The 23,955-nt window shown below is 70.6% G+C and carries 31 protein-coding genes and 1 tRNA gene; 17 read left to right on the top strand and 15 right to left on the bottom strand.

What is annotated here, in order from left to right; translation table 11 throughout:
* Nucleotides 1-10: 10 nt before the first annotated feature.
* The 3 genes from C3E78_RS04840 to C3E78_RS04850 are packed head-to-tail and all read right to left on the bottom strand — an operon-like array spanning nt 11 to nt 3,148.
* Nucleotides 11-1,306, bottom strand: coding sequence for a GNAT family N-acetyltransferase (locus tag C3E78_RS04840; protein WP_108577242.1), 1,296 nt, complete (start codon nt 1,304-1,306; stop codon nt 11-13).
* A 37-nt stretch (nt 1,307-1,343) separates the two neighbouring features.
* Entirely contained in the window at nt 1,344-1,895 is a 552-nt protein-coding gene (locus C3E78_RS04845; RefSeq protein ID WP_108577243.1) for an isochorismatase family protein, read from the bottom strand.
* A complete protein-coding gene (locus C3E78_RS04850) occupies nt 1,892-3,148 on the bottom strand; it encodes a nicotinate phosphoribosyltransferase (RefSeq protein WP_199906993.1) in 1,257 nt (418 codons plus the stop codon). Before C3E78_RS04850 ends, C3E78_RS04845 begins: the two co-directional genes overlap by 4 nt.
* Nucleotides 3,149-3,261: 113 nt before the next feature.
* Between C3E78_RS04850 and clpS the strand changes: the two genes are divergently transcribed.
* From clpS to C3E78_RS04875, 5 genes are all read left to right on the top strand, one after another.
* Entirely contained in the window at nt 3,262-3,558 is a 297-nt protein-coding gene (gene clpS / locus C3E78_RS04855) for an ATP-dependent Clp protease adapter ClpS (RefSeq protein ID WP_108577245.1), read from the top strand.
* A gap of 106 nt (nt 3,559-3,664) precedes the next feature.
* Complete coding sequence (locus C3E78_RS04860; protein ID WP_108577246.1) at nt 3,665-4,249, top strand: DUF2017 domain-containing protein; 585 nt, start codon at nt 3,665-3,667, stop codon at nt 4,247-4,249.
* 64 nt (nt 4,250-4,313) lie between these two features.
* On the top strand, nt 4,314-4,784 hold the full coding sequence (locus tag C3E78_RS04865) for a M67 family metallopeptidase (protein WP_108577247.1): 471 nt from the start codon (nt 4,314-4,316) through the stop codon (nt 4,782-4,784).
* Nucleotides 4,784-5,071, top strand: coding sequence for a MoaD family protein (locus C3E78_RS04870; protein WP_108577248.1), 288 nt, complete (start codon nt 4,784-4,786; stop codon nt 5,069-5,071). Before C3E78_RS04865 ends, C3E78_RS04870 begins: the two co-directional genes overlap by 1 nt.
* Nucleotides 5,072-5,081: 10 nt before the next feature.
* Nucleotides 5,082-6,029 (top strand): PLP-dependent cysteine synthase family protein, encoded by a 948-nt coding sequence (locus tag C3E78_RS04875; RefSeq protein ID WP_108577249.1) that lies wholly within the window; start codon nt 5,082-5,084, stop codon nt 6,027-6,029.
* A gap of 19 nt (nt 6,030-6,048) precedes the next feature.
* Here C3E78_RS04875 and C3E78_RS04880 read toward each other — a convergent pair whose 3' ends face one another.
* On the bottom strand, nt 6,049-7,071 hold the full coding sequence (locus tag C3E78_RS04880; protein WP_108577250.1) for an ABC transporter permease: 1,023 nt from the start codon (nt 7,069-7,071) through the stop codon (nt 6,049-6,051).
* Nucleotides 7,072-7,325: 254 nt separating this feature from the next.
* Here C3E78_RS04880 and C3E78_RS04885 point away from each other — a divergent pair, with 254 nt between their 5' ends.
* The 5 genes from C3E78_RS04885 to rdgB all read left to right on the top strand — a co-directional run bounded on the left by C3E78_RS04885 (nt 7,326) and on the right by rdgB (nt 11,337).
* Nucleotides 7,326-8,303 (top strand): ribose-phosphate diphosphokinase, encoded by a 978-nt coding sequence (locus C3E78_RS04885; protein ID WP_108580754.1) that lies wholly within the window; start codon nt 7,326-7,328, stop codon nt 8,301-8,303.
* Nucleotides 8,304-8,390: 87 nt separating this feature from the next.
* The gene (gene murI, locus C3E78_RS04890) at nt 8,391-9,206 is read left to right on the top strand and encodes a glutamate racemase (protein WP_199906933.1); all 816 of its coding nucleotides are present in this window, start codon (nt 8,391-8,393) and stop codon (nt 9,204-9,206) included.
* On the top strand, nt 9,203-9,964 hold the full coding sequence (locus C3E78_RS04895) for an MBL fold metallo-hydrolase (RefSeq protein ID WP_108577252.1): 762 nt from the start codon (nt 9,203-9,205) through the stop codon (nt 9,962-9,964). The genes murI and C3E78_RS04895 overlap by 4 nt, the downstream gene beginning before the upstream one ends.
* Nucleotides 9,965-10,006: 42 nt before the next feature.
* A complete protein-coding gene (gene rph / locus C3E78_RS04900; protein WP_108577253.1) occupies nt 10,007-10,726 on the top strand; it encodes a ribonuclease PH in 720 nt (239 codons plus the stop codon).
* On the top strand, nt 10,723-11,337 hold the full coding sequence (gene rdgB, locus C3E78_RS04905) for an RdgB/HAM1 family non-canonical purine NTP pyrophosphatase (RefSeq protein WP_108577254.1): 615 nt from the start codon (nt 10,723-10,725) through the stop codon (nt 11,335-11,337). The genes rph and rdgB overlap by 4 nt, the downstream gene beginning before the upstream one ends.
* A 3-nt stretch (nt 11,338-11,340) precedes the next feature.
* Here rdgB and C3E78_RS04910 read toward each other — a convergent pair whose 3' ends face one another.
* The 3 genes from C3E78_RS04910 to C3E78_RS04920 all read right to left on the bottom strand — a co-directional run bounded on the left by C3E78_RS04910 (nt 11,341) and on the right by C3E78_RS04920 (nt 13,818).
* A complete protein-coding gene (locus tag C3E78_RS04910) occupies nt 11,341-12,039 on the bottom strand; it encodes an SGNH/GDSL hydrolase family protein (protein WP_108577255.1) in 699 nt (232 codons plus the stop codon).
* A gap of 127 nt (nt 12,040-12,166) precedes the next feature.
* Nucleotides 12,167-12,631, bottom strand: coding sequence for a tRNA (cytidine(34)-2'-O)-methyltransferase (locus tag C3E78_RS04915; RefSeq protein ID WP_108577256.1), 465 nt, complete (start codon nt 12,629-12,631; stop codon nt 12,167-12,169).
* Nucleotides 12,631-13,818, bottom strand: a complete 1,188-nt coding sequence (locus C3E78_RS04920) for a benzoate/H(+) symporter BenE family transporter (protein ID WP_108577257.1) — start codon at nt 13,816-13,818, stop codon at nt 12,631-12,633. Before C3E78_RS04920 ends, C3E78_RS04915 begins: the two co-directional genes overlap by 1 nt.
* Before the next feature lie 26 nt (nt 13,819-13,844).
* Between C3E78_RS04920 and C3E78_RS04925 the strand changes: the two genes are divergently transcribed.
* Complete coding sequence (locus C3E78_RS04925) at nt 13,845-14,270, top strand: SRPBCC family protein (protein WP_108577258.1); 426 nt, start codon at nt 13,845-13,847, stop codon at nt 14,268-14,270.
* 3 nt (nt 14,271-14,273) lie between these two features.
* Here the strand turns inward: C3E78_RS04925 and C3E78_RS04930 are convergent, their stop codons facing one another.
* From C3E78_RS04930 to bcp, 5 genes are all read right to left on the bottom strand, one after another.
* Complete coding sequence (locus C3E78_RS04930) at nt 14,274-14,666, bottom strand: GAF domain-containing protein (protein WP_108580755.1); 393 nt, start codon at nt 14,664-14,666, stop codon at nt 14,274-14,276.
* 46 nt (nt 14,667-14,712) lie between these two features.
* Nucleotides 14,713-15,447 (bottom strand): AIM24 family protein, encoded by a 735-nt coding sequence (locus tag C3E78_RS04935; RefSeq protein ID WP_108577259.1) that lies wholly within the window; start codon nt 15,445-15,447, stop codon nt 14,713-14,715.
* A 77-nt stretch (nt 15,448-15,524) separates the two neighbouring features.
* Nucleotides 15,525-15,686: a hypothetical protein gene (locus tag C3E78_RS18195; RefSeq protein ID WP_159085817.1), complete on the bottom strand. Its 162-nt coding sequence runs from the start codon at nt 15,684-15,686 to the stop codon at nt 15,525-15,527.
* A 103-nt stretch (nt 15,687-15,789) separates the two neighbouring features.
* Nucleotides 15,790-15,871: transfer RNA gene (locus tag C3E78_RS04940), tRNA-Leu, on the bottom strand.
* Nucleotides 15,872-15,895: 24 nt separating this feature from the next.
* Nucleotides 15,896-16,363 carry a thioredoxin-dependent thiol peroxidase gene (bcp, locus tag C3E78_RS04945; RefSeq protein WP_108577260.1) on the bottom strand — a complete coding sequence of 156 codons (468 nt, stop codon included), beginning with the start codon at nt 16,361-16,363 and terminating at the stop codon, nt 15,896-15,898.
* A 73-nt stretch (nt 16,364-16,436) separates the two neighbouring features.
* Between bcp and C3E78_RS04950 the strand changes: the two genes are divergently transcribed.
* The 5 genes from C3E78_RS04950 to C3E78_RS18200 all read left to right on the top strand — a co-directional run bounded on the left by C3E78_RS04950 (nt 16,437) and on the right by C3E78_RS18200 (nt 20,275).
* Nucleotides 16,437-16,685, top strand: coding sequence for a DUF3618 domain-containing protein (locus tag C3E78_RS04950; protein WP_108577261.1), 249 nt, complete (start codon nt 16,437-16,439; stop codon nt 16,683-16,685).
* Between the two features lie 2 nt (nt 16,686-16,687).
* Nucleotides 16,688-17,008, top strand: coding sequence for a GroES family chaperonin (locus tag C3E78_RS04955; protein ID WP_108577262.1), 321 nt, complete (start codon nt 16,688-16,690; stop codon nt 17,006-17,008).
* A gap of 16 nt (nt 17,009-17,024) precedes the next feature.
* The gene (locus C3E78_RS04960; protein WP_108577263.1) at nt 17,025-18,143 is read left to right on the top strand and encodes an FUSC family protein; all 1,119 of its coding nucleotides are present in this window, start codon (nt 17,025-17,027) and stop codon (nt 18,141-18,143) included.
* 91 nt (nt 18,144-18,234) lie between these two features.
* Complete coding sequence (gene phoA / locus C3E78_RS04965) at nt 18,235-19,650, top strand: alkaline phosphatase (protein ID WP_108580756.1); 1,416 nt, start codon at nt 18,235-18,237, stop codon at nt 19,648-19,650.
* Between the two features lie 451 nt (nt 19,651-20,101).
* Entirely contained in the window at nt 20,102-20,275 is a 174-nt protein-coding gene (locus C3E78_RS18200; RefSeq protein WP_159085819.1) for a hypothetical protein, read from the top strand.
* Nucleotides 20,276-20,344: 69 nt separating this feature from the next.
* On the opposite strand, the gene C3E78_RS04970 is transcribed toward C3E78_RS18200, so the two are convergent.
* From C3E78_RS04970 to C3E78_RS04980, 3 genes are all read right to left on the bottom strand, one after another.
* Entirely contained in the window at nt 20,345-21,220 is an 876-nt protein-coding gene (locus C3E78_RS04970) for an HpcH/HpaI aldolase/citrate lyase family protein (RefSeq protein ID WP_108577264.1), read from the bottom strand.
* Nucleotides 21,221-21,231: 11 nt separating this feature from the next.
* A complete protein-coding gene (locus C3E78_RS04975) occupies nt 21,232-22,281 on the bottom strand; it encodes an HpcH/HpaI aldolase/citrate lyase family protein (protein WP_108577265.1) in 1,050 nt (349 codons plus the stop codon).
* A 132-nt stretch (nt 22,282-22,413) separates the two neighbouring features.
* Nucleotides 22,414-23,652 (bottom strand): HNH endonuclease, encoded by a 1,239-nt coding sequence (locus C3E78_RS04980; RefSeq protein ID WP_108577266.1) that lies wholly within the window; start codon nt 23,650-23,652, stop codon nt 22,414-22,416.
* Between the two features lie 208 nt (nt 23,653-23,860).
* Between C3E78_RS04980 and kdpF the strand changes: the two genes are divergently transcribed.
* On the top strand, nt 23,861-23,950 hold the full coding sequence (gene kdpF, locus C3E78_RS04985; RefSeq protein ID WP_108577267.1) for a K(+)-transporting ATPase subunit F: 90 nt from the start codon (nt 23,861-23,863) through the stop codon (nt 23,948-23,950).
* Nucleotides 23,951-23,955 lie beyond the last annotated feature (5 nt).

The following is a 23,955-nucleotide window of genomic DNA, read 5'->3' on the forward strand; positions in this document are numbered from 1 at the left end:
TCCGAGCGGGTCAGAACCAGATGCTGAGGTACGGCTCGACCGGGGCGCGGAAGAACCGGTCGAGCCGTTCGGCGTCCCCGGTGAGCAGCCCGGCGGCCGCGAGGGTGCGGGCCGGGACCCCGCCCAGGTACAGCGAGCCGAGCGCGTTCACGCTCATCGAGGCGTCGGCGGGATCGTCCGTCGCCCTCACGGTGGCCTCGCCGGTGTCGGCCACGTCGACGGCCCACGTGCCGGCCGCGAAGCCGAGGGGATCGTCGATCGCGATGACCAGACGACCCGGCGCGCCGTAGGTGCGCGCGGCGAGGGCGGCCGGGACGTCGAGCACCCGCACCCAGAGGTGGTCGAGCTCGTTGACCCGCACGGCGCGGAAGTCGTCGATCATCCATCGCAGGGGCTCGTCGACCGGCCGCAGGTGCGCCGTGACGGTCGCGACGAGGTCCATCTCCAGCACGTACCGCCACAGGCCGGCGTACGCGTCGGTGGTCGCCGCGACGAGCGTGTGGAGCTTGAGCTCGTGGTCGGCGTAGTCGGCCGGGTCCTCGACCAGCTCGTAGACCGCGAACCCCTGCGGGACGCCGTCGGGGTCGTCGTAGCGGACGATCTGCAGCTTCCGCGAGTCGGCGTCGCCCGGGGCCAGCCCGAGCTGGCGGGTCCAGAGGTGCCCGGAGTACGACATCTCGCCGGGCCGGCCGAGCCGCACCCGCTCCACGATCGCGAGCCCGTCCTCGCGCAGCTGCTCGCCGGTGACGAGCTGCACGCGACCACGGGGCTCCGGTCCGGTCCAGCGGACCCGGCGGGTGGAGATCGTCAGGTCGCGGGCGAACGCCGCGGGGGAGTAGCCGAACCGCGAGTAGATCGTCGACTCCGACACCGTCAGCATCGCGACGGGGAGGTCCTGCGCGAGCGCGGTGCGCAGCTCGGCCTCCACGAGGGCGCGGGCGATGCCGCGACGGCGGTGGGTCTGCGCGACCGTGACGCCGCTGACCGCCCACGCGGGGACCGCCCGCCGTCCGGGCACGGTCAGGTCGGCGGGCCAGCAGATCGTGGTGGCGACGGGCTGCTCGGGGATGCCCGCGGTGTCGTCGAAGACCCCGACGAGACGGCGGTCCTTCCCCAGCAGCCGGTGCCGCGTGGCGATCGTCTCCGGCGTCGGGGTGGCGTTGTGGAAGCCGCGGGTCTCGGCCCGGAACCAGGCCTCGTACGCCGCCGCGTCGGTGCCGTCGACGACGGCCAGCCGCAGCCCTTGGGCGGCGAGTCGGGCCCGCGACGTCTCGTCGATCGGGAGGTCTGCAGATCGGGTGCTCACGGTTCCAACGTAACGCCGCCGGACGCGGGCGGGTGGCTCAGGCGGTCGCCACCCCGGCCGCGACCCACTCGTCGCGCACCCGCGGCAGGGTGTCGGGCGAGACCGCGGCGGTCAGCCCCTCCAGGACGCGCACGGTGAAGCCCTCCCGCGCGGCGTCCAGGGCGGTGGCGCGGACGCAGTAATCGGTCGCGATCCCGCAGACGTCCACGGCGTCGATCCCCTCGGCGCGCAGCCAGTCGGCAAGCATCACGCCGGACACCGAGGAGCCCTCGAAGCCCGAGTACGCCGCGGCGTACTCGCCCTTGAAGAACGTCTCGGCGAACATCTCCGGCGTCAGCGGGGCGTGCAGGAGCTCGCCCTCGGTGCCGACGACGCAGTGCCGGGGCCACGAGTCGACGAAGTCCGGCGTGTCCGAGAAGTGGCCGCCGGGATCGATGTGGTGGTCGCGGGTCGCGACGACCGTGGCGTACGAGCCTGTGCCAAGGAGGTCGGCGACGTCCTGCGCGACCTGGGCGCCACCCGTGACGGCGAGCGAGCCGCCCTCGCAGAAGTCGTTCTGGACGTCGACGACGATCAGGGCCGTGGTCATGAGGCGTTCTCCTCGTAGACCGTCTCGAGCACGGGATCGGACTTGGACAGCTGACGGGCCGACGCGGGCAGCTCGGCGAGGGACGAGCGCAGCCGGGCCCGCGAGTCCTCGAGGGACTCGTGGTGGATCCGCTTGCCGTCCCGGACGAGCTCGACCAGGAGCGACCGGTCGTTCTCGTCGTGGACGGGTGTCCCGTCGACGCCGATGACCTCGGCCTGCGCGCGACCGTTCGGCCCGAGGCGGCGCAGGGCGTACTTGCGGCCGCCGACCGAGACCTTGTCCTGGCTCCTCTTCGCGACCGAGACCATCCGGCCGTCGTCGTCGGCACGGGACACGAGCTTGTAGACGAATCCGCTCGTGGGGACGCCGGATCCGGTCACGAGCGAGGTGCCGACGCCGTAGCCGTCGACGGGGGCCACCGCGAGCGCCGCGATCGCGTACTCGTCGAGATCGCTGGTCACGGTGATGCGGGTCTGCTCGGCCCCGAGCTCGTCGAGCTGCTGGCGGACGGTCCTGGCCAGCGACACGAGGTCGCCGGAGTCCAGGCGCACCCCGCCGAGCTCGTCCCCGGCCAGGTCGACCGCGGTGCGGATCGCCTCCGGGATGTCGTACGTGTCGACCAGCAGCGTCGTGCCGGGCCCGAGCGACCGGACCTGCGCCTCGAAGGCCTCCCGCTCGGTGTCGTGCAGGAGCGTGAACGAGTGCGCGCTGGTGCCGGTCGTCGGGATGCCGAACGTCCGGCCCGCCTCGAGGTTCGACGTCGCGGCGAACCCGGCGATGTAGGCGGCCCGGGCCGCCGCCACGGCAGCGGCCTCGTGGGTGCGGCGCGAGCCCATCTCGATGCACGGCCGGTCACCGGCGGCCGTGATCATGCGGGAGGCCGCGGTCGCGATCGCCGCGTCGTGGTTGAGCACCGACAGCAGGAGCGTCTCCAGGACGACGCTCTCGGCGAACGTGCCCTCCACGATCATGACGGGGGAGTGCGGGAAGTAGACCTCCCCGTCGGGATAGCCCCAGATCGAGCCGGTGAACTGGTAGTCCGCGAGCCAGTCGAGCGTGGCGTCGTCGACGACCTCGGCCTCACGGAGCCAGGCGAGCTCGTCCTCGCCGAACCGGAACTCGGCGAGAGCGTCCAGCGCGCGGCCCACGCCGGCGACGACGCCGTAACGGCGTCCCCCGGACAGGCGGCGCGCGAACAGCTCGAACACGGAGCGGCGCTGGGCCGTCCCGTTGCGCAGGGTCGCCTGCAGCATCGTGAGCTCGTAGCGATCGGTCAGCAGGGCGGTGCTGGGTGTGGTCACGGGTCCAGCCTAGGACCGAAGTGCCGTGGTTTCGCGTCGTCAGGTCCCTGCGACACAATGGGGGCGTGACCACCCCGAGCCCCGTCGAGATCGCCGAGCCCGACGCAGACATCGTCATCGAGCTCGAGGACCCGTGGGTCACGATCGTGTGGAACGACCCGGTCAACCTGATGTCCTACGTCGCGTACGTCTTTCGCAACTACTTCGGCTACACCGAGGAAAAGGCCCACGAGCTCATGTTGAAGGTGCACCACGACGGCAAGGCGGTCGTCTCCAGCGGCAGCCGCGAGCAGATGGAGCGGCACGTGCAGGCGATGCACGAGTACGGGCTGTGGGCCACGCTCGAGCGGCAGGACGCATGAGGCGCCCGGCTCGCTGCGCTCCCCGGTCCCGCGACTGCGTCGCGGCCGGGCTGCGCCCGGAGCGCCCTGCCGAGCTTCGCTCGGCCAGTGGCCGCGAGGAGCGGGCATGAAGCCGTTCCGCAAGCGGCGTCGCGGCGGCATCACGGCGACGTTCGAGATCGGTGAGGCGCACCTGCTCGCCAACCTCGCCGGCCAGGTCATCGAGCTGCTGCGCGACCGCAACGGCGTCGACGAGTCCGACGCGGACCCGCTCGCCGCGCAGCTCGGCATGGGCGGGCCCTCGCTCCCGCCGGAGGACCCGGTGCTGCAGCGGCTGCTCCCGGACGCCTACCGCGGTGACCCCGAGGACGCAGGGGAGTTCCGCCGGTTCACCGAGCGGGGTCTGACGTCGGTGAAGGTGCAGAACGCCGAGACGCTCATCGGCTCGCTCGTCGACGGCGGGCTGACGTTCGAGGAGGTCCCCGACGAGCACGGCGACCCGGTCGAGGTCGAGCTCGACCCCGACGAGGTGCAGGCCTGGCTGCGGGCGCTGACCGACGTACGCCTGGCGCTGGCCGTCCGGCTGGGCATCGAGACCGACGAGGACACGGTGCTCGTGGCCGAGTCCGAGGACGACGCCGTCGCCGCGATGTCCGACATCTTCGACTGGCTCGGCTACGTGCAGGAGACCCTCATCGCCGCGCTCGACTGAGGCGCATCGTCTCGGCGGGCGGTCGCCCTGCGCGGGCCGTGGGGGCAGTCGATAAACTCACCCGGTGCTGACCATCGACCAGGCCACCCATGACGCGATCATCGCGCATGCCCGCTGCGACCACCCCGACGAGGCCTGCGGCGTCGTGGCCGGCCCGATCGGCTCCGACGTCCCGGCCCGCCTCATCCCGATGCTCAACGCCGCGATGTCGCCGACGTTCTACGAGTTCGACTCCGGCGACCTGCTGCGCCTCTACCGCGAGATGGACGACAACGACGAGGAGCCGGTCGTCATCTACCACTCGCACACCGCGACCGAGGCGTACCCGTCGCGCACCGACGTCAACCTCGCCGGGGAGCCCGGCGCCCACTACGTCCTCGTCTCGACCCGCGACGGCGCCCACGAGGGCGGACCGGTCGACTTCCGGTCGTACCGGATCGTCGACGGCGAGGTCACCGAGGAAGAAGTTCGCGTCGTCGCGGCTTATACAGATGTAGCCCCCACCGAAACGTCACAACAGAAGGCAGAGCACTGATGGCCATCGAGGTCCGTATCCCCACGATCCTGCGTCCCCTCACCGGAGGCGAGCGTGCCGTCGAGGGCAAGGGCTCGACCGTCGCCGAGCTCATCGACCAGCTCGAGCTCGACCACGAGGGCATCAAGGACCGGCTGCTGGAGAACGGCGAGGCCCGCCGGTTCGTCAACATGTACGTGAACGACGAGGACATCCGCTTCACCGGCGGCCTCGAGACCGCGGTCGCCGACGGCGACACCGTGGTCATCCTGCCGGCGGTCGCCGGTGGCGCCGCCACTCTCTCCTGATGGGAACCCTGTGCGCTTCGACTCGCTGATCGACTCGGTCGGCGGCACGCCCCTCGTCGGGCTGCCGTCGCTGTCACCGTCCCCGGACGTCCGGCTGTGGGCCAAGCTCGAGGACCACAACCCAACGGGCTCGATCAAGGACCGTGCGGCGCTGCAGATGATCCTGCAGGCGGAGAAGGACGGCCGGCTGTCGCCCGGCTGCACGATCCTGGAGCCGACCAGCGGCAACACCGGCATCTCCCTCGCGATGGTCGCGCGCCAGCGCGGGTACGACATCGTCTGCGTGATGCCCGAGAACACCTCGATCGAGCGCACCCAGCTGCTGACGATGTGGGGCGCGAAGATCATCCCCTCGCCCGCGGCGGGCGGCTCCAACGAGGCCGTGCGGGTGGCCAAGGGGCTCGCGGCCGAGCACCCCGACTGGGTCATGCTCTACCAGTACGGCAACCCGGCCAACGCCGAGGCGCACTACGTCGGGACCGGACCGGAGATCCTCGCGGACCTGCCCGAGGTGACGCACTTCGTCGCGGGCCTGGGCACGACCGGGACCCTGATGGGCGTCGGCCGGTTCTTCCGTGAGCACAAGCCCGACGTGCGCATCGTGGCCGCCGAGCCCCGGTACGGCGAGCTGGTCTACGGCCTGCGCAACCTCGACGAGGGCTTCGTGCCCGAGCTGTACGACGCGTCGATGATCGACTCGCGGTTCTCGGTGGGGCCCCGCGACGCGGTGCGCCGGGTCCGCGAGCTGGTCGAGCGTGAGGGCATCTTCGCCGGTGTCTCCACCGGTGCGATCCTGCACGCGGCGCTCGCCCAGGCGGCCAAGTGCATCAAGGCCGGCGAGAGCGCCGACATCGTGTTCGTCGTCTGCGACGGCGGCTGGAAGTACCTGTCGACCGGCGCGTACGAGGGCACCCTCGACGAGGCGGAGGACAAGCTCGACGGTCAGCTCTGGGCGTAGCGCGTTCTGGGCGTATCGCTCAGGCGTCGACCCGCTCGTGCCGGCCCGGACGGCTCCGGACGACCAGCAGCGCGAGACCGACCAGGAGCCACGCGAGGAGCACCAGCACTGGTCCGCGCACACCGGAGCTGTCGAAGTAGACGATCCCGCGGATCGCGCTGGTGCCGGCACCCGGGGGCAGCCACGGACCGATCGCCCTGAAGAACGGGGGCAGCAGGTCGCTCGGGAATGCCCCACCGGCGCTCGGGTTGCCGAGAACCACGAACAGGACGATCGCCACCCCGATGCCGATCACCCCGAGCCACGCCTCGCACGCGAGCGTGAACACGCTGACCGCGAGCACCAGAAGGGTGCCGAACGCCGCCAGCGACCAGTAGCCGTGGTCGAGCGCGTCGAGCCAGGGCCCGACGATCCAGGCGCCCCCGAGCCCCGACAGCACCGAGTAGACCACGATGCTCGCCAGCCGGAGGGCCAGGCGGCGAAGGCTCGACACCCGCTCGCCGCCGGTGATGCCGATGAGCGACGCCACCAGGTAGCCACCGACGACCCACCCGACCGCGAGGTAGAACGGACTGAGGCCGTGGGCGTCGCCGCTGTTCGCCGGGATCACGTCGGACGTCTTGAGCGGCCGCTGCTGCTGGGCGGCCACCTTCTTGACCACGGTCTCGATCGCCTCGGACTCGGCTGAGCCATCAGCGCTCGCGACGAGCAGCTGGTCGTCCTGCTGGCCCAGGACCAGGACGCCGCCGACCGTCCGGTCCCGCAGCTTGTCGCGGCCGGCCGCCTCGTCCTTCGCGACGGTCGCCTTGAGCGGCTTGCCGTCCAGCCCGTTGAGGGTGCGGGTTATCTCGCGGGCGAGCTCGCTCGGTGCGCCGGGCGGGGGGACGACCACGACGGGGACCTCGTGGGGCTTCGGCGAGTGGAACGCACCGACGTAGCTCGCGGTGAACCCCAGCTGGATCAGCAGGACGCCGACCAGCAGGACGACGGGATTGAGCGGGCGGCGCGACGTCGAGGACGAGGTGGTGGCGGACTCGGACACAGGCGATCCTCCGTTGGGGCCCTAGGTGCCTGGCACGTTACCGACCGATCGGCGGTTCCACCCGGGACCAAGGTCGGGACAGCGACGGGGCGTCTCCGTCGTCGTCCCCGGCGGGCGCGGTGCATCTGCCACCGTCTGAGCGCAGGTCCGGCGGGCGCGGTGGATCTGCCACCGTATGAGCGCGATTTCGGGCCTATTCGGTGGCAGAAGCACCGCGCCCCCGGGAAACGGCCGCCTCGGCTACCCTCGTGCAGGTGAGCCAGATCGTGGTGTTCTCCGGAAGTGCCCACCGCCCCCTCGCCGAGAAGATCTGTTCCGAGCTCGGACAGCCGTTGTCGCCGTCCCAGACCGTGCGGTTCAGCAACGACTGCCTGCAGGTGCAGCTCCTGGCCAACTGCCGCCGCAGGGACGTCTACATCATCCAGCCGTTGGTCCCGCCGACCCAGGACCACCTGATGGAGCTGCTGTTGATGATCGACGCGGCCCGCGGGGCGAGCGCCGACTCCGTCACGGCCGTCATCCCGCACTACGCGTACGCCCGCTCGGACAAGAAGGACGCGTCGCGCATCTCGATCGGCGGCCGGCTCGTGGCCGACATGCTGACCACGGCGGGCGCCGACCGGGTGGTGACCATGACGTTGCACGCCCCGCAGGTGCACGGCTTCTTCAGCGTCCCGGTCGACCACCTGACCGCGATCGGCGAGCTCGCCGACCACTACCGCAGCCGCGACCTCACCGACACGGTCGTCGTCTCGCCCGACCTCGGCAACGCCAAGACCGCCTCGCTGTTCGCCCGGCTGCTCGGCATCCCCGTCGCCGCGGGCAGCAAGCAGCGCCAGGCGGACGACAAGGTCGTCATCGACGCGATCGTGGGTGACGTCGCCGGCAAGAAGGCGATCGTCCTCGACGACGAGATCGCGACCGGGGGATCGATCATCGAGCTCATGAACAAGCTCGAGGAGGAGGGCTGCACGGAGGCGTCCGTCGCGTGCACCCACGGCCTGTTCACCGGCAAGGCCGTCGAGCGGTTGCGCGACCATCCCTCGATCACCGAGGTCGTCACGACCGACACCGTCCCGGCCCCCTCGGACTGGCCGGACCTGCAGGTGCGATCCGTCGCCGGGCTGTTCGCGGAGGCGATCGCGCGGATCCACGCGGGCGAGTCCGTCTCGTCGCTGTTCGACGGGGTCGACCCCGCGCACGCCCCACCTCAGCCGAAGCTCCCGCTCTAGCCGCGAGGGCGTACGGCAGTGGAACGCGGGTCACATGTGATCTCGGGCCCGTTCACTTTGCCGACACCCACCACGGCCGTACGCTTCATGGTTGTGAGCGACGCACCGATAGGCATCTTCGACTCAGGCTTCGGAGGCCTCACGGTGGCCCGCGCCGTGCTCGACCAGCTGCCGCACGAGCCGGTCCTCTACCTCGGCGACACCGCCCGCCAGCCCTACGGCCCCAAGCCGATCTCCGAGGTCCGCGAGTACGCCCTCGAGTGCCTCGACCACCTCGTCGCCCAGGGCGTCAAGGCCCTCGTCATCGCGTGCAACTCCGCGAGCGCCGCGGTGCTGCGTGACGCCCGCGAGCGGTACGACGTGCCGGTCGTCGAGGTCATCGTCCCGGCCACCCGGCGCGCGGTCAGCGCCACCCGCAACGGCATCGTCGGCGTCATCTGCACCCAGGCCACCGCGACCTCGCAGGCGTACGACGACGCGTTCGCGGCGAACCCCGGCATCACCCTCCACACGCAGGCCTGCCCCCGTTTCGTCGAGCTGGTGGAGCAGGGGGTGACGAGCGGGCCCGAGCTGCTCGCGGTCGCGCAGGACTACCTGCAGCCGCTGATCGACCTCGACGTCGACACCCTGGTTCTCGGTTGCACCCACTACCCGCTGCTGACCGGCGTACTGTCCTACGTCATGGGTGATGGGGTCACGCTCGTCTCGAGCGCGGAGGAGACGGCCAAGGACGTCTACGCGCTGCTCGTGCGCGAAGGCCTCGAGCGCGACCCCGCGCTGCCCGCGCCCACCCACGGCTTCGTGACCACCGGCCGGCCCGAGGATTTCGCCGTGCTCGCGCGGCGCTTCCTCGGTCCCGAGATCGAGTCCGCGACCCAGCTCTCGTGGGTCGGTGCGGCATGAAGCTGACGGTCATCGGCTGCGCCGGGTCCTTCGCCGGCCCCGAGTCGCCCGCGAGCTGCTACCTCCTCGAGGCACCGTTCGAGGGCCGCACGTACCGGCTCCTGGTCGACCTCGGCAGCGGGGCGTTCGGACCGCTGCAGCGTTACAGCACGATCCGGGACATCGACGCGATCGCCCTGTCCCACCTGCATGCCGACCACTGCTTCGACATGTCCGGCTTCTACGTCGTCAGCCGCTACCACCCCGAGGGCGCGTTCGCGCAGATCCCGGTGCACGCTCCCGAGGGAGCCGACGAGTTCCTCGTCTCGGCGTACGGCGTCGAGGAGAACACCGGTATGCGCGAGCAGTTCGCGTTCAGCCCGTGGGAGGACGGCGGAACGGTGCAGCTCGGACCGTTCACGGTCACGTCCGCCCGCGTCAACCACCCGGTGCCGGCCTTCGCCTTCCGGATCTCGACCGACACCCGCTCGCTCGCGTACTCGGGTGACACCGGCCCCACCGACGCGCTGATCGACCTGGTCGACGGCGTGGACGTGTTCCTGTGCGAGGCGTCGTTCGTGGAGTCCGGGACGAACCCGCCCAACCTGCACCTGACCGGTGCGGAGGCCGGGCGGTACGCGACGGACGGCAAGGTCGGCCGGCTCCTCGTCACCCACATCCCCACCTGGACCGACCGGGCCGAGGTGGAGTCGGACGTCAAGACCACGTGGGACGGCCGCTACGAGCTCGTGACCGCCGGCGCCACCTACGAGCTCTGACCGTCCCCGGCAGCGGTGCACGGCCCCGATAGGCTCGAGGTCATGACCCGCGAAGATGGCCGCCAGGCCGATCAGCTCCGTCCCGTGACCATCACCCGCAACTGGCTCGACCACGCGCAGGGCTCGTGCCTCATCGAGTTCGGCAAGACCAAGGTGCTGTGCGCCGCGAGCGCGAGCGAGGGCGTCCCGCGCTGGCGCAAGGGCTCGGGGCTCGGCTGGGTCACCGCGGAGTACGCGATGCTGCCGCAGGCCACGCACGACCGCTCGGCGCGCGAGTCGGTCAAGGGCCGCATCGGCGGACGCACGCACGAGATCTCCCGCCTCGTGGGGCGGTCGCTGCGGATGGCGATCGACTACAAGGCGCTGGGCGAGAACACCATCACGATCGACTGCGACGTGCTGCAGGCCGACGGCGGCACCCGCACCGCCGCGATCACCGGTGCGTACATCGCGCTGGCCGACGCCGTCGAGCACCTGCGTCGCCAGGGAGCACTCGTGGGTGAGCCGCTCGTGGAGTCCGTCGCCGCCATCAGCGTCGGCATCATCGACGGCGTCCCGCTGCTCGACCTGCCGTACGTCGAGGACGTCCGCGCCGAGACCGACATGAACGTCGTGATGACCGGCTCGGGCAAGTTCGTCGAGGTGCAGGGCACGGCCGAGGGCGCCCCGTTCGACAAGGCCGAGCTCGACGCGCTGCTCGAGCTCGCCGCCGCCGGCTGCGCGGACCTGACCCGCCTGCAGAACGAGGCCCTCGGACGATGAGCAGGGTCGTCCTGGCGTCCAACAACGCCAAGAAGCTGGCCGAGCTGCGTCGCATCCTCGAGCCGCTCGTCCCGGGCATCGAGGTGCTGGGCCTGGCCGACTTCCCGGCGTACGACGAGCCGGCCGAGACCGAGCCGACCTTCGAGGGCAACGCCCTCATCAAGGCGCGGGCCGCGCTCCAGGCCACCGGCCTGCCGTCGCTCGCCGACGACTCGGGGCTGTGCGTCGACGCCCTCAACGGCATGCCCGGGGTGCTGTCCGCCCGCTGGTCCGGCGTGCCCAAGAGCGAGGGCGGCGACGCCGCCAACAACCGGCTGCTGCTGAGCCAGCTGTCCGACGTGCCGCCGGAGCGGCGCACGGCCCAGTTCCGGTGCGCGATGGCCCTGTGCACCCCTGACGGGCGCGAGCTCGTCGAGCACGGCGAGATGGCCGGGCGGATCCTCGCGGCCGAGCACGGCGGGGGCGGCTTCGGCTACGACCCGCTGTTCGCCGCCGACGGCTACGACGTCTCGACGGCCGAGCTCGAGCCGGCCGAGAAGGACCGCATCAGCCACCGCGGCAAGGCGCTGGCGGCGATCGCACCGGCCGTGGTGGCCGCCCTCACGGCCTGAGGGTCACTCCAGCGCCCGGATGACCCGTCGGGCGATCGCGGCGCTGCCGTGGCGGTTGGGGTGCACGCCGTCGACCACGCGCGCTGCGGTCAGGGCGCCGGCGGTGCTGATGAACTGGAAGCCGTGGGACTCGGCCTGGGCTCGCACGATGCGGGTGATCCGCACACCGGTCGTCGGGTCGAGCGGACCCCACGGCGGGCCGAGCACGATGACCCGTGTCGTGGCCGGCACGAACGTCTGCAACGTGTCGAGGTAGGTGTCGACGGCGTGGTGGATCTCGGCGTCGGTCGAGGGGACGAACATGCCGTCGACGCAGCGGGCCCAGTCGTTGCGACCGCCCTCGACGAACAGGATCGACGGCGCCGGGCCGGAGTAGACCTGCGTGCGGTCGATGAAGCGGTTGCCCTCGCACCGGTGCCCGGGACGCAGGTAGCCCGAGCCGGATTGCGCGTACGTCCGGACCTGCGCGCCGAAGCGGTGACCGACGATGCTCCACCAGCCCTGGTCGTCGTCGCCGGGGGAGTCGTTGTAGCGCGCGGTGATCGAGTCGCCCACGACCACGATCCCCTGGGGTGCGAGCGCCGAGACCTCGTGGGTCTGGCCGCCCTGGGCGCCCTGCCAGGCCACGAACGGCCCCAGGACCAGGGCGAGCACGAAGGCGATGGCGACCGGCCGGCGTGCGGCGGTCCTGGTGACGGTCATGATGTGCTTTCTGTTTCCCGAGAGACCGTAACTGTACGTCCGCTCGCGGCCTGGACCTGCATGGTTGCGCCGATCCGGGCCGAAAGTGGTCGAAGATTATCCGAAAGGACCAGTCCCAACCCGCGCCTCACTCCGGCAGCCGGAAACCCTGCTGCCGCCAGGCCTCGAACACCGCGACCGACGCGGTGTTGGCCAGGTTCATCGAGCGACGCCCGGGGAGCATCGGGAGCCGGACGCGCGCCTCGACGCGCGGGTCGTCCAGGACCTCCGGCGGCAGGCCGGTCGGCTCGGGACCGAACAGCAGGACGTCCCCCGGCTCGTACGCGACGTCGGTGTAGACCTGCTCCCCGCGCGCGGTGAAGGCGAAGACTCGTCCGGGGGCCAGCGCCTCGAGCGCGGCGTCGAGGTTCGGGTGGACCGTCATGACGGCGAGGTCGTGGTAGTCCAGCCCCGCCCGCCGCAGCTTGGACTCCTCGAGGTCGAAGCCGAGCGGCTCGACGAGGTGCAGCTCGGCCCCCGTCACGGCGGCAAGTCGGATCGCGGCGCCGGTGTTGCCGGCGATGCGAGGTTCGAAGAACAGGATGCGGAACATCAGTGGGGCCTCCGGTGGAGCACGAGGTGGACGACGAGGCCGGCGACCAGTGCCCAGAACGCCGAGCCGATGCCCAGCGCCGAGACGCCGGACGCGGCGACGAGGAAGGTGATGACAGCGGCCTCACGGCCGGAACGGTCCGAGAGCGCGCCCTCGAGGGCGTCCGCGAGCGTGCCGAGCAGCGCGAGGCCCGCGACGGTCGCGATGACCCCGGCTGGCGCGACCGCGACGAGGGCGGCGAGGGCGGCCGACGCGACGGCCAGCACGACGTACGTGCTCGCGGCGGCCTGCGCGGCGATCCACCGTCGCCGGGGATCGGGTCCCGCCGGGGGACCGGCGGCGAGGGCGGCGCTGATCGCGGCGAGGTTCACCGAGTGCCCGCCGGCCGGCGCACCGACCATCGTGGCGACACCCGCGGTCACGACCGATCCGCGCCACGGCACGTCGTACCCGAGGGACTTCATGATCGCGACGCCTGGCACGTTCTGCGACGCCATCGTCACGACGTACAGGGGGACGGCGATGCCGATCATCGCGGCCCAGCTCCAGGCGGGCGTCGTGAAGGACAGCTCGGGCAGCAGGGACGACCCCGGGATCGAGGTGCCGTGGCGGACCATGTCGGCACCGATGACGACACCGGCCGCGAGGAACGCCGCCGGCACGGCCCAGCGCGGCGCGAACCGCACGCCGAGGAGCCAGACGAGCGCGATCGGCAGGATCGCCCCGGGGTTGTCCCGCAGCGCGGTCACCGGCTGGAGGCAGAGCTCGAGCACCACGCCTGCCAGCATCGCCTGGGCGATCGGGGCCGGGATCCGCGAGATGAGCCGGCCGAGGGCGGGCCACAGGCCGGTGACGACGTACGCGGCGCCGGCGACGAGAAATGCGCCGACCGCGACCGGCCAGCCGCCGTCCAGCGCCTCGGTGCCGGCCAGCAGGGCCACGCCGGGCGTGGACCAGACCAGGATCAACGGCATCCGGTACCGGGCACTGAGCCAGAACATCCCGATCGCCTGCGTCAGGCAGAGCGCGAGCAGGCCGGACGCGGCCTGGGCGGGCGTCGCACCGACCGCGTGCAGCCCGGTCAGCACGACGGCGAACGAGCTGGTGTAGCCGACGAGGGCCGCGACCACGCCCGCGCTGATCGGCTGCTGCAGGTCGCCGCCCGTCGTCGTCCGCGCCCGCTTCATGGTGATTCACCCTAGACTCCTCGACCATGCCCACTCCCCAGCGCGTCCACGTCACGCACACGTACCGGTCCGATCCCGCCACGGTCTTCGCGAAGCTCTCCGAGCACGAGAACCTCGGGCCCGTCCTGGGTGCGAAGATCGACCGGGTCAAGGACGGTGACACGTCGCGCAACGGCGTCGGCTCGACGCGCAGCCTGAAGATCGGCCCGCTCCCGGCCTTCCACGAGACCACGACGGTCTCGGAGCCGAACACCCTGATCGAGTACGCGATCTCCCAGGGCAGCCCGCTGAAGGGGCACTGGGGTCGTCAGGTGCTCACGCAGACCACCGACGGTGGCACGCTGCTCGACTACACGATCGGCTTCGACGCACCGGTGCCCGGCCTCGCGGCCCTGGTCGGCAAGATCCTGCAGAAGAACATCGCCAAGGGCATCGGCCGGCTCGCACCGTAGGCCCTAGTCGCCGAGCAGGTCCCAGACCCGCGCGGTCGCGGCCTCCACGTCGCCGGGGTGGATCTGCTGGAAGTTGCGGCCACCCCGGCTGAACGTCTGCGTCACGGCGGCCGGCACGAGGGCCGGGTCGACCTCGACCCATGTGCAGTCGCGCACGTGGACGAGGTCGACCTCCGCACCGTCGTCGTCGCGGCGCCAGGGGCCGGCCAGCCGGCCGACGTACGTCCCACCGCCCGGGACGCGCGTCCAGACGAAGGATCCGTCCGGCGCGTCGACGAGCCGTCGCAGCCGCCGCTCGGCCCGCTCGTCGGTCGCCTCACCCATGCCGCACAGGCCGAGGCGGAGCGCCCGCTCGAGGGTCGCCGCGTGCGGCACGTCGTCACGACGCGAGCGCATGGGCGCGCGGTAGACCGGCGACGTCACCGGTCCGTCCCGGCACGCATCAGCTCAGGATGCCGCCGAGGATGCCGCCGCCGACCGCAGCCGCGGCGACGTTGCCGCCCTGGCCTCCGCCGCCCTGGTTGTAGGCGGGACCCTCGGAGGGCTGGACGACCACGAAGCCGGGTCCCTGGAAGGCGTACTGGAACGCCTCGCCCGAGCCGCCCCGCAGCGTCGACCGCATGTTCATGCTGTTGTGCAGCTGCGGCGTGAGGTTCGCCGACCAGCACACGGCGGCGTTGATGTCGACGTACGTCGGCTGCTGCGAGCAGTCGAGGATCATCGGGTCGCCGTCGGCCACCAGCGCGACCTGGCCGTGACCGGTGACGATCGTGTTGAACAGGCCGCCGGCCGCGATGCCGACGCCCTTGACCCGTCGGATGTCGTGGTCGAGGGTCGCGTCGAACGCGAGCAGGTTACGGCCGTTGATCGAGATGCCGTCACCCTCGAGGTTCAGGATGAAGACGTTCTTGGCGGTGTCCGCGAAGAACACCTCACCCTGGCCGGCGACCGTCATCAGCGGGTTGTCCTCGCTGGTCACGACCTTCTTCATGAGCTTGCCGATGCTGCCCGCCGACTTGTGCTCGAACGTGACCTGGCCCTGGTAGGCGACCATCACGCCCTTGGTCGCGAGCACCGGGGCGCCCAGGGTGACCTTGAGCATGCGGGGATTCTGCAGGACGAACCGTTCCGAGGTCTGGACCTCGAGATTCGCCTGCGCGAACAGATCGGACTTCATGCCGTGCCCTTCTCCTGATGGATCAACGTGCTGTCACCAGCACAACGTACGGGAGGGGCGGGAAGTGCCGGGCAGGTTCAGCGCAGCGGACGCTCGCCGGCGACGGCCGCGGACTGGCTCTCCGCGTCGTGCCAGTTGTCCTGCTCGTCGAACCAGCCCTCCCGGCGGTGCCGGGGCTCGGTCGGATCGGTGGTGGGGTGCTTCTTCTTGCGCAGGAAGGGGGTGACGACGTTGGGCATGAGGTTCTCCGGACGTGACCGTGTTCCCGTGGAGGAACCGGACGGACGATGTACCCGTTTGCGGCACGGTCAAACATCGCGGTGCCGATCGCGGTGCCCTGAGTGTCGGTGACAGGACTTGAACCTGCACGCTCGAAAGCACAGGAACCTAAATCCTGCGTGTCTACCAGTTCCACCACACCGACTCGGGACCAAGAATAGGCCCTCGGTCAGGCGCCGAGCCCCAGGTCCTTGCGCAGCTTGGCGACGTGGCCGGTGGCCTTGACGTTGTACTGGGCCAGCGTGATCGTGCCGTCCTCCACGACGAACGTGGAACGGATCACGCCCTGGACGACCTTGCCGTAGAGCTTCTTCTCGCCGAAGGCGCCCCACTGGGTCAGGACCTCCTTGTCGGGGTCGGACAGCAGCTGGATCGTGAGCCCGTCCCGCTCCCGGAACGCCGCGAGCTTCTCCGGCTTGTCCGGCGAGATGCCCAGGACGGTGTAGCCCTCGGCCTGCAGACGGTCGATCGAGTCGCTGAAGTCGCAGGCCTGCTTCGTGCAGCCCGGCGTCATCGCGGCGGGGTAGAAGTACACGATGACCTTGCCCGGCTGGGCCGACAGCGAGACGGGTTCTCCGGCGTCGTTCGTCAGCGTGAAGTCGGGTGCGGTGTCTCCGGGCTGCAGGCGGGTCGTCATACGTCCTATCCTTGCGTACGTGTGCGGGCCGACGGTCCGCAGTCCGCAGGTTCCCGAGTGAGCGAGGCACGACGTGGCAAACGCCAGATCCGATGAGCTTGTCGACGAGATCGACGTGATCCGCGAACGTCTGGCGGTCACCGTCGACGCGCTGGTCGACCGGTCGAACCCCAAGAACATCGCCCGTCGCGGACTCGAGAACCTCAAGGGGCGGTTCATCGACGAGACCGGTTCGCCCCGGATGGAGACGATCGTCCCGGTCGTGGGCGGCGCGATCGCCGTCATCGCCGGCATCGTCGTCATCCGCCGGTTGCTCCGCTGACCATGAGCGGCAAGCTCCCGATCCGCATGCTGGCCGACCGGCTCCTGGTGTCGCTCGACGACGAGGCCGGGGACCGTCGCTCGACCGGCGGCATCGTCATCCCCGCGACTGCGACGCTGGGCAAGCGGCTGTCGTGGGCGCGCGTCCAGGCCATCGGCGCGCACGTCCGGTCCGTCGAGGTGGGCGACCGGGTGCTGTTCGACCCCGACGACCGGTCCGAGGTCGAGGTACGGGGCGAGGACTTCGTCCTCCTGCGCGAGCGCGACCTGCACGCCGTCGCGTCCGAGCGCATCGAGGAAGGCCAGACAGGCCTGTACCTGTGAGCGCCGCGGTGACGTCGTGAGCCCGTCGCGCGACGTCCCGCTGCGACGGGTCCGGCTGCCGCGACCGCAGCTGACCTGGAACGACCGGCTGCGCATGCTGCGCAAGCGCTGGCGGCTGCTGCTGCGCCTCGCCGGCGCCACCGCTGCGGCGTTCTTCATCTCCACCCACGTGCTGGGGCACACCCAGGCATTCTTCGCGCCGGTCTCGGCGGTCATCGTCATCATCGCCGGGGCCGGCCTGCGCGCTCGCACGCTGTTCGAGCTCGTGGTCGGTGTGGCGCTCGGGGTCCTGGTCGGCGAGCTGCTGATCCTGTCCATCGGGCGTGGGACGTGGCAGATCGCGCTCGTCGTGGCGCTGACGGTCGTGGCGTGCACCCTGCTCGGCATCAAGGGTCTCGCGATGACGCAGGCGGCCAACTCCTCGGTCCTCCTGGCCGCCGTGGTCCCGGTCGCCAACGCCGGCAACCCCGCGGTCACCCGCTTCATCGACGCGCTGATCGGCGGGTGCGCCGGGCTCGCGATGATCCTGCTGGTGCCCCGCAACGCGGTCCGGGACATCGACATGGAGGTGCAGTCGCTGCTGAAGCGTCTCGGGGGCGTGCTGGGCCGGATCTCGGACGCCATGCGGCTGCAGGACACCGCGCTGGCCGAGCGCGCGCTGGACGAGGCGCGCGACATGCAGCCGGGACTCCAGGCGCTGGAGACCACCGCGGCCAGCGTCTCGGAGATCACCCGCATGTCACCCATGCGGTGGAAGCAGCGCGAGCACGTCGGGATGTACGTGGGCGCCATCCGCGACTTCGACAACGCGATCCGGGACGCCCGGGTGCTGGCGCGTCGCACCGCTGCGATGCTGCGCCACCGCGAGGACGCCCCGGCCGGGATGGACCTCGCGGTGAAGTCGCTGTCGACCGCGGTCGCGATCCTCGCCGACGACCTGTCCGAGCAGGACGACTTCGAGGCTGCGCGGCGCGAGCTCGTCGAGGCGGCCCGGATCGCGGTCATGGCCCTGCCGGGCGCGATGACGATGAACACAGCGGCGATCGCCGCCCAGGTCCGGTCGTTGGCGGCGGACCTGTTGTACGCCAGCGGCTCGACCCGCGACGAGATCGACGAGCGCCTGGACTTCGACTGACGTCCGCCCGGCCCCGCGGCGGCGGGCTCATTTCCGCACGACGTGGTGTGGTGTTCGTCCTGTGTTCACCCGCGTCGGGTGGGCTCGCACCATGAACTCATCCACGAGAAAGAACAGCAAGCGCACCGCTGTCAGCCTCGCCGTCGCGGCAGTCGTCGTCGGCGTGGGCACCGCGGGCGCCATCGGGGCGGGCCAGGATCTCTCGAAGCACGGGGGAGCGACGCGCCTGTCGGGCGACCAGACCAAGCAGGTCAAGAAGGCCGTCAAGGGCGGTCACCCGGACAACGTCATCCTCCTCATCGGCGACGGCATGGGCGACTCCGAGATCACCTCGGCGCGCGACTACGAGCACGGTGCCGGCGGGCGGTTCCCGGGCATCGACGCGCTGCCGCTGACCGGGCAGTACACGACGTACTCGCTGACCAAGGACGGCAAGGCCGACTACGTGCCGGACTCGGCCGCCACGGGCAGCGCCTGGGCCACGGGCACCAAGACGTACGACAACGCGATCTCGGTCGACATCCGCGGCAAGGCCCAGCCGACGCTCCTCGAGCTCGCCAAGAGGCGCGGGCTCAAGACCGGCAACGTGAGCACCGCAGAGCTCCAGGACGCGACGCCCGCGGTGCAGGTCGCGCACATCTCCGCCCGCTCCTGCTACGGACCGGTCAAGACGACCGCGACGTGCCCCGAGGCCGCCCGCGAGAACGGCGGCCGGGGCTCGATCGCCGAGCAGCTGCTCGACACCCGCCCCGACGTGACGCTGGGTGGCGGTGCGGCGACGTTCGCGGAGAAGGCCACGGCCGGCACCTGGAAGAACCTGTCCCTGCTCGACCAGGCGGAGCGTCGCGGCTACCAGCTGCCGACCGACCTGGGCGCGCTGGACAAGATCACCAAGGCTGACCAGAAGCGTCCCGTGCTGGGCCTTTTCGCGCCGGGCAACTTCCCGGTGCGCTGGACCGGTCCGGCGGCCACCCCCGACGGCGGCAAGAAGGCCCCGGCCCGCTGCGCGGCCAACCCGGCCCGGACGTCCACGCTGCCGTCGCTCGCGGCGATGACGAAGAAGTCGATCAAGCTGCTCGACATCCCCGGGTCCAAGGGCTTCTTCCTGCAGGTCGAGGGAGCCAGCATCGACAAGCAGGACCACGCCGCCGACGCGTGCGGCCAGATCGGCGAGACCGTCGACCTGGACGAGGCGGTCAAGGCCGCTCTCGACTTCGCCAAGAAGGACGGCCACACCACGGTCATCGTGACCGCGGACCACGCCCACACGAGCCAGATCGTGGAGGCCGGCAGCACGACTCCCGGCCTGACCACGAACCTGCTCACGAACGAGGGCAGCCCGTTGACGATCAACTACGGCACGGCCGCGGCGGGTGGCTCGCAGCAGCACACCGGCAGCCAGCTGCGCATCGCCGCGTACGGGCCGCAGGCGGCCAACGTGGTCGGGCTGACCGACCAGACCGACCTGTTCTTCACCATCTCGCGGGCGCTCCGGCTCTCGAGGTAGCAGCACCGCGCCCGCGGCCGTCGTTCGTGGCGGCCGCAGGCTTGGGTGTTGGACAGATCACACCGACGTGCGATAGTTTGCTGCGATTGCTCCAGCCGAGCAGCAGCACCGATGAAGGAGGTGGACCCGTGAAGACGTTCAACCCGATGACCGAGGCCTCGATCACCCGCGTGACGCACCGTGATGCCGTCACGACCTTTGCCGGTTCGACCTCCGGAGCAGTGCACCTGAAGTAGCCCACACCTGTCGGCACTTCCGCCGCTTCGGATCCTTCGATCCGGAGCGGTTTTTTTGTTGTACCCGCACCCCGTCGCCCGTCACCGGGCGACCTGTCCATCCAGCCACATCATCCGAAAGGAGGCGCGCTATGACCACGTCGATCGACAACCGAACCCAGCCCGCACAGAACCCCACCGAATCCATCTTCCCGACCAGGACACATGGAGAGGGGGTGAAGGCAGTGGCACTCTTCGAGTCCCGTCGGGCCCGCGGCACGCGCGCCTGGGACGAGCTGTCCGAGATCGATCGTCAAGTGCTCCTGGAGGAGGTGCGTCAGCGCCGCAAGTACCAGGCGATGAAGACGCAGATCTACTCCGAGCTCTACGGCATGCGCAACAACAAGTAGACGATGAGGGGTCGTCGCCCCGTGAACGGGCGACGACCCCTCATCATGCCGCCGTGAGGCGGCGTCGCCTCAGCGAGAGGCGATCGCGTCGGCGAACGCGAGGATGCGCTTGGCGTCGCGGACGTGGAGCTCCTCGACCATGCGACCGTTGAACGTGACGACTCCCTGGCCGGCGGCCGTGGCCTCCTCGAACGTCGAGATCATGTCGCGGGCGTGCGCGATGTCGTCCTCGGAGGGGGCGAACGCGATGTTCGCGGGCTCGACCTGACCGGGGTGGATCAGCGTCTTGCCGTCGAAGCCCATCTCGCGGCCCTGACGCGCCTCGGCGTCGAACCCCTCGAGGTTCTTCACGTCGTTGAACACGCCGTCGATGATGACCTTGCCCGCGGCGCGGGCTGCGAGCAGCGACAGCGACAGGGCGGTCAGCACGAGCGGGTTGCGACCCGGCACGTGCAGTCCGTACGTCTCGTTGACGACGTCGTTGGTGCCCATCACCACCACGGTGAGCCGGTCGTGGGCGGCACAGATCTCCTCGGCGTGCAGGAGCGCGACGGGCGTCTCGATCATCGCCCACAGCTTGGTCTTCTCCGGGGCGCCGGCCCGCTCGAGCGCGGCGACGAGCTCGACGACCTCGTGCGCGGAGTTGACCTTGGGCACCAGCACCGCATCCGGTCCGGCGGCGGCCGCGGCGGCGATGTCGGCGTCGTGCCACTCGGTGCCGATGCCGTTGACGCGGATCGCGAGCTCGCGGTGGCCGTAGTCACCGGACTGCACCGCGGCGCAGACCCGTTCGCGGGCCTCCACCTTGGCGTCGGGGGAGACGGCGTCCTCGAGGTCGAGGATCAACGCGTCGGCGTCGATGCCCTTGGCCTTCTCGAGCGCGCGCTCGTTGGCGCCGGGCATGTAGAGGACGGAACGGCGGGGACGAAGGGTCGTGCTGGTCATGTCCGGTCTCCTCAGAGGTCGTAGGCGGCGGCGAGCTCGGGATCGCGCTCGGCGAGGGCCTTGGCGAGGTCGAGCATGACCAGGCACTGCTTGCAGGACGCGTCGTCCTCCATCTTGCCGTTGATCATGACCGCGCCGGAGCCGTCACCCATCGCCTCGACGACCTCCTTGGCGTGCGCCACGTCGGCCGGGTCGGGGGAGAAGACCCGCTTGGCGATGTCGATCTGCACGGGGTGCAGGCTCCAGGCGCCGACGCACCCGAGGAGGAACGCGTTGCGGAACTGGTCCTCGCACGCGACGACGTCCTTGATGTCGCCGAACGGTCCGTAGAACGGGAGCACGTCGTTGGCGGCGCACGCGTCGACCATGCGCGCGATCGTGTAGTGCCAAAGATCCTGCTGGTAGGTCGCGCGGCCCTCGGTGAGGTCCTCGCCCGTGGGGTCCTGGCGCACGAGGTAGCCGGGGTGGCCGCCACCGACGCGGGTCGTCTTCATGCGCCGGCTCGCGGCCAGATCGGCCGGGCCGAGGGAGATGCCCTGCATGCGGGGGCTCGCCGCGGCGATCTCCTCGACGTTCGTCATGCCTTCGGCGGTCTCGAGGATCGCGTGGACGAGGATCGGGCGGGTGAGGCCGGCGCGTGCCTCGAGCTGGGCGAGGAGCCGATCGACGTAGTGGATGTCCTGGGCGCCCTCGACCTTGGGCACCATGACGACGTCGAGCTTGTCGCCGATCTCGGTGACGAGGGTGATCAGGTCGTCCAGCGCCCAGGGGGAGTCGAGGCTGTTGATGCGCGTCCAGAGCTGCGTCGGCCCGAAGTCGGTCTGCTTGGCGATGTCGACCAGGCCCTGACGTGCGGCCTCCTTGTTCTCGGTCTTGATCGCGTCCTCGAGGTTGCCCAGGATGATGTCGACCTTCGGCGCGATGTCCGGCACCTTCGCGGCCATCTTGGGGTTGCTCGGGTCGAAGAAGTGGATCATCCGGCTCGGTCGGAACGGGATGTCGGCGACCGGCGTCGGCGCACCGACGGCGAGAGGGCGGAGGAAGGCTCGGGGATTGCGCACGCGGCTCACTTCTCTTGATGGACAGAGTCTGCGGGGGACAAAACTATCGGTCAGTATGTCCGCCGCCATTCGGCCGCGGATAGGGCGGGGGTCACACCCAGCGGACGTGCCGGTGGGCCGCCGGACCCGTGGTCAGGCGGCTCGGCGGTAGCCGGTTCGTCGTCGACGGCGGATCGGTCGCTGGTACCGGTCGGTGAACACGAACCCGTCCACGGCGTTGCCGGCGATGTGCAGCAGGCCCCGATGGACCAAGTGATGGCACCTGACGCACAACCCGACCAGCTGGTCGAGATCGGTTGAGCCGCCCAGTGACCACCAGACACTGTGGTGGACTTCCAGGTGGGTGTGGTTGCAGCCCGGCGCGGCGCAGATGCCCTTCTGCCGGGCCAGGACCGCCTTGCGCTGCTTGAGGTTCGGTTCGTACTTGGTCCGCCCGACGTTCAGGACCTGGTCCTGGTCACGGACGAAGCCGGTGATCCCGGACATGCAGAACAGGAACATCAACAAGTGGGGGCCGATCGCACCGTGACCCGCGAGGGTGGCCGGCTCCGTCACAGGCATCGGGTCGGGGATGAAGTTGGGCTGTTCAGTCTCCTGCCGGACCCGCTCTGCGGCCGCTTCGACGGTCTCGGCGTCCACGAACACCGACATGTGCGGGCGCACACCCTTGTCGGATGGCAGCCCGTTTCCGAGGATCGAGGAGAGCAGGTCGTCCAGGCCCTGCACCCGTCGCTGCGCACCGGTGCGGGTGTCCTCGGCATCGTGGGGTGCGGAGACGGAGTCCAGCACCTTCTTCAGCTTGAGCCCGGTCAGGGCGTTCAGGAACCCGCTGATGTGCCAGCCCTCGGGCAGGGCGTCGACGGCGAAGTCCTCCTTCTCCATCCCACCCCTCCACGCGTCGTCCAGATCCTCGGGATGCGTGCGGTCCTTGAGTCGCTTCACCGTGTCGAACAGCTCGTCCGGGTCGCGCTCACAGGCGATCGTCACCAGCGCTTCCTCGTACTCCCGCATGGGATCGAGCCCCACGTGGGCGAGTCCGTAGACGAACACCTGCACGTGCGCGGCACTGATCTGCCCGGTGGTCGCGGCCTCAGCCACCAAAGGCAGGTCACGCAGTGCGTTCACGTTGCGCACCAGCCGCGTCGCCTGGCCCGCGTTGAGCCGCAGCTGGTTGCGCACCCACGTGTTCAGCGTCGAGGCGCCGTCGAGCTCGAACTCCCGTGCGGCCTGCAGCTCGGCCAGCAGCACCGCCTTCGCCGCGTCCAACGCGTCCTGAGCGGCCTGCACCGCGTGGAGCTTCTCACGGGTGTCACCCGACGAGAGCGTCTGCGCGGCGGTGCGCATCGCGTCGATCGTGGGCTCCGGGTTCATGCCTTCAGACTACTCGAATGTGTGTTCGATCACAAGACCTTGTGAACACTCTTTCACTGATATAACAGGAAATATCACGTGTCTGACCGTCGTGCAACGATGGGCTCACGAGCACCGTGCCGGCAGCCCGCGTCAAGATCGCGTCAAGGGCCGCTAGCGCTGCGTCAAGGCGGGCCGATCTCGGCGTCACGGGGTGTTGGCTCCTGACATGACCTTCGAATCCGTGGCCGCCATCGTCTTCGTGACCGGCCTCCTCGTGTACCTCGTCGCCGCGCTCCTGCGACCCGAGAGGTTCTGAGCGCC

Origin of the sequence: Aeromicrobium chenweiae (assembly GCF_003065605.1) — a bacterium.
GTDB lineage: Bacteria > Actinomycetota > Actinomycetes > Propionibacteriales > Nocardioidaceae > Aeromicrobium > Aeromicrobium chenweiae.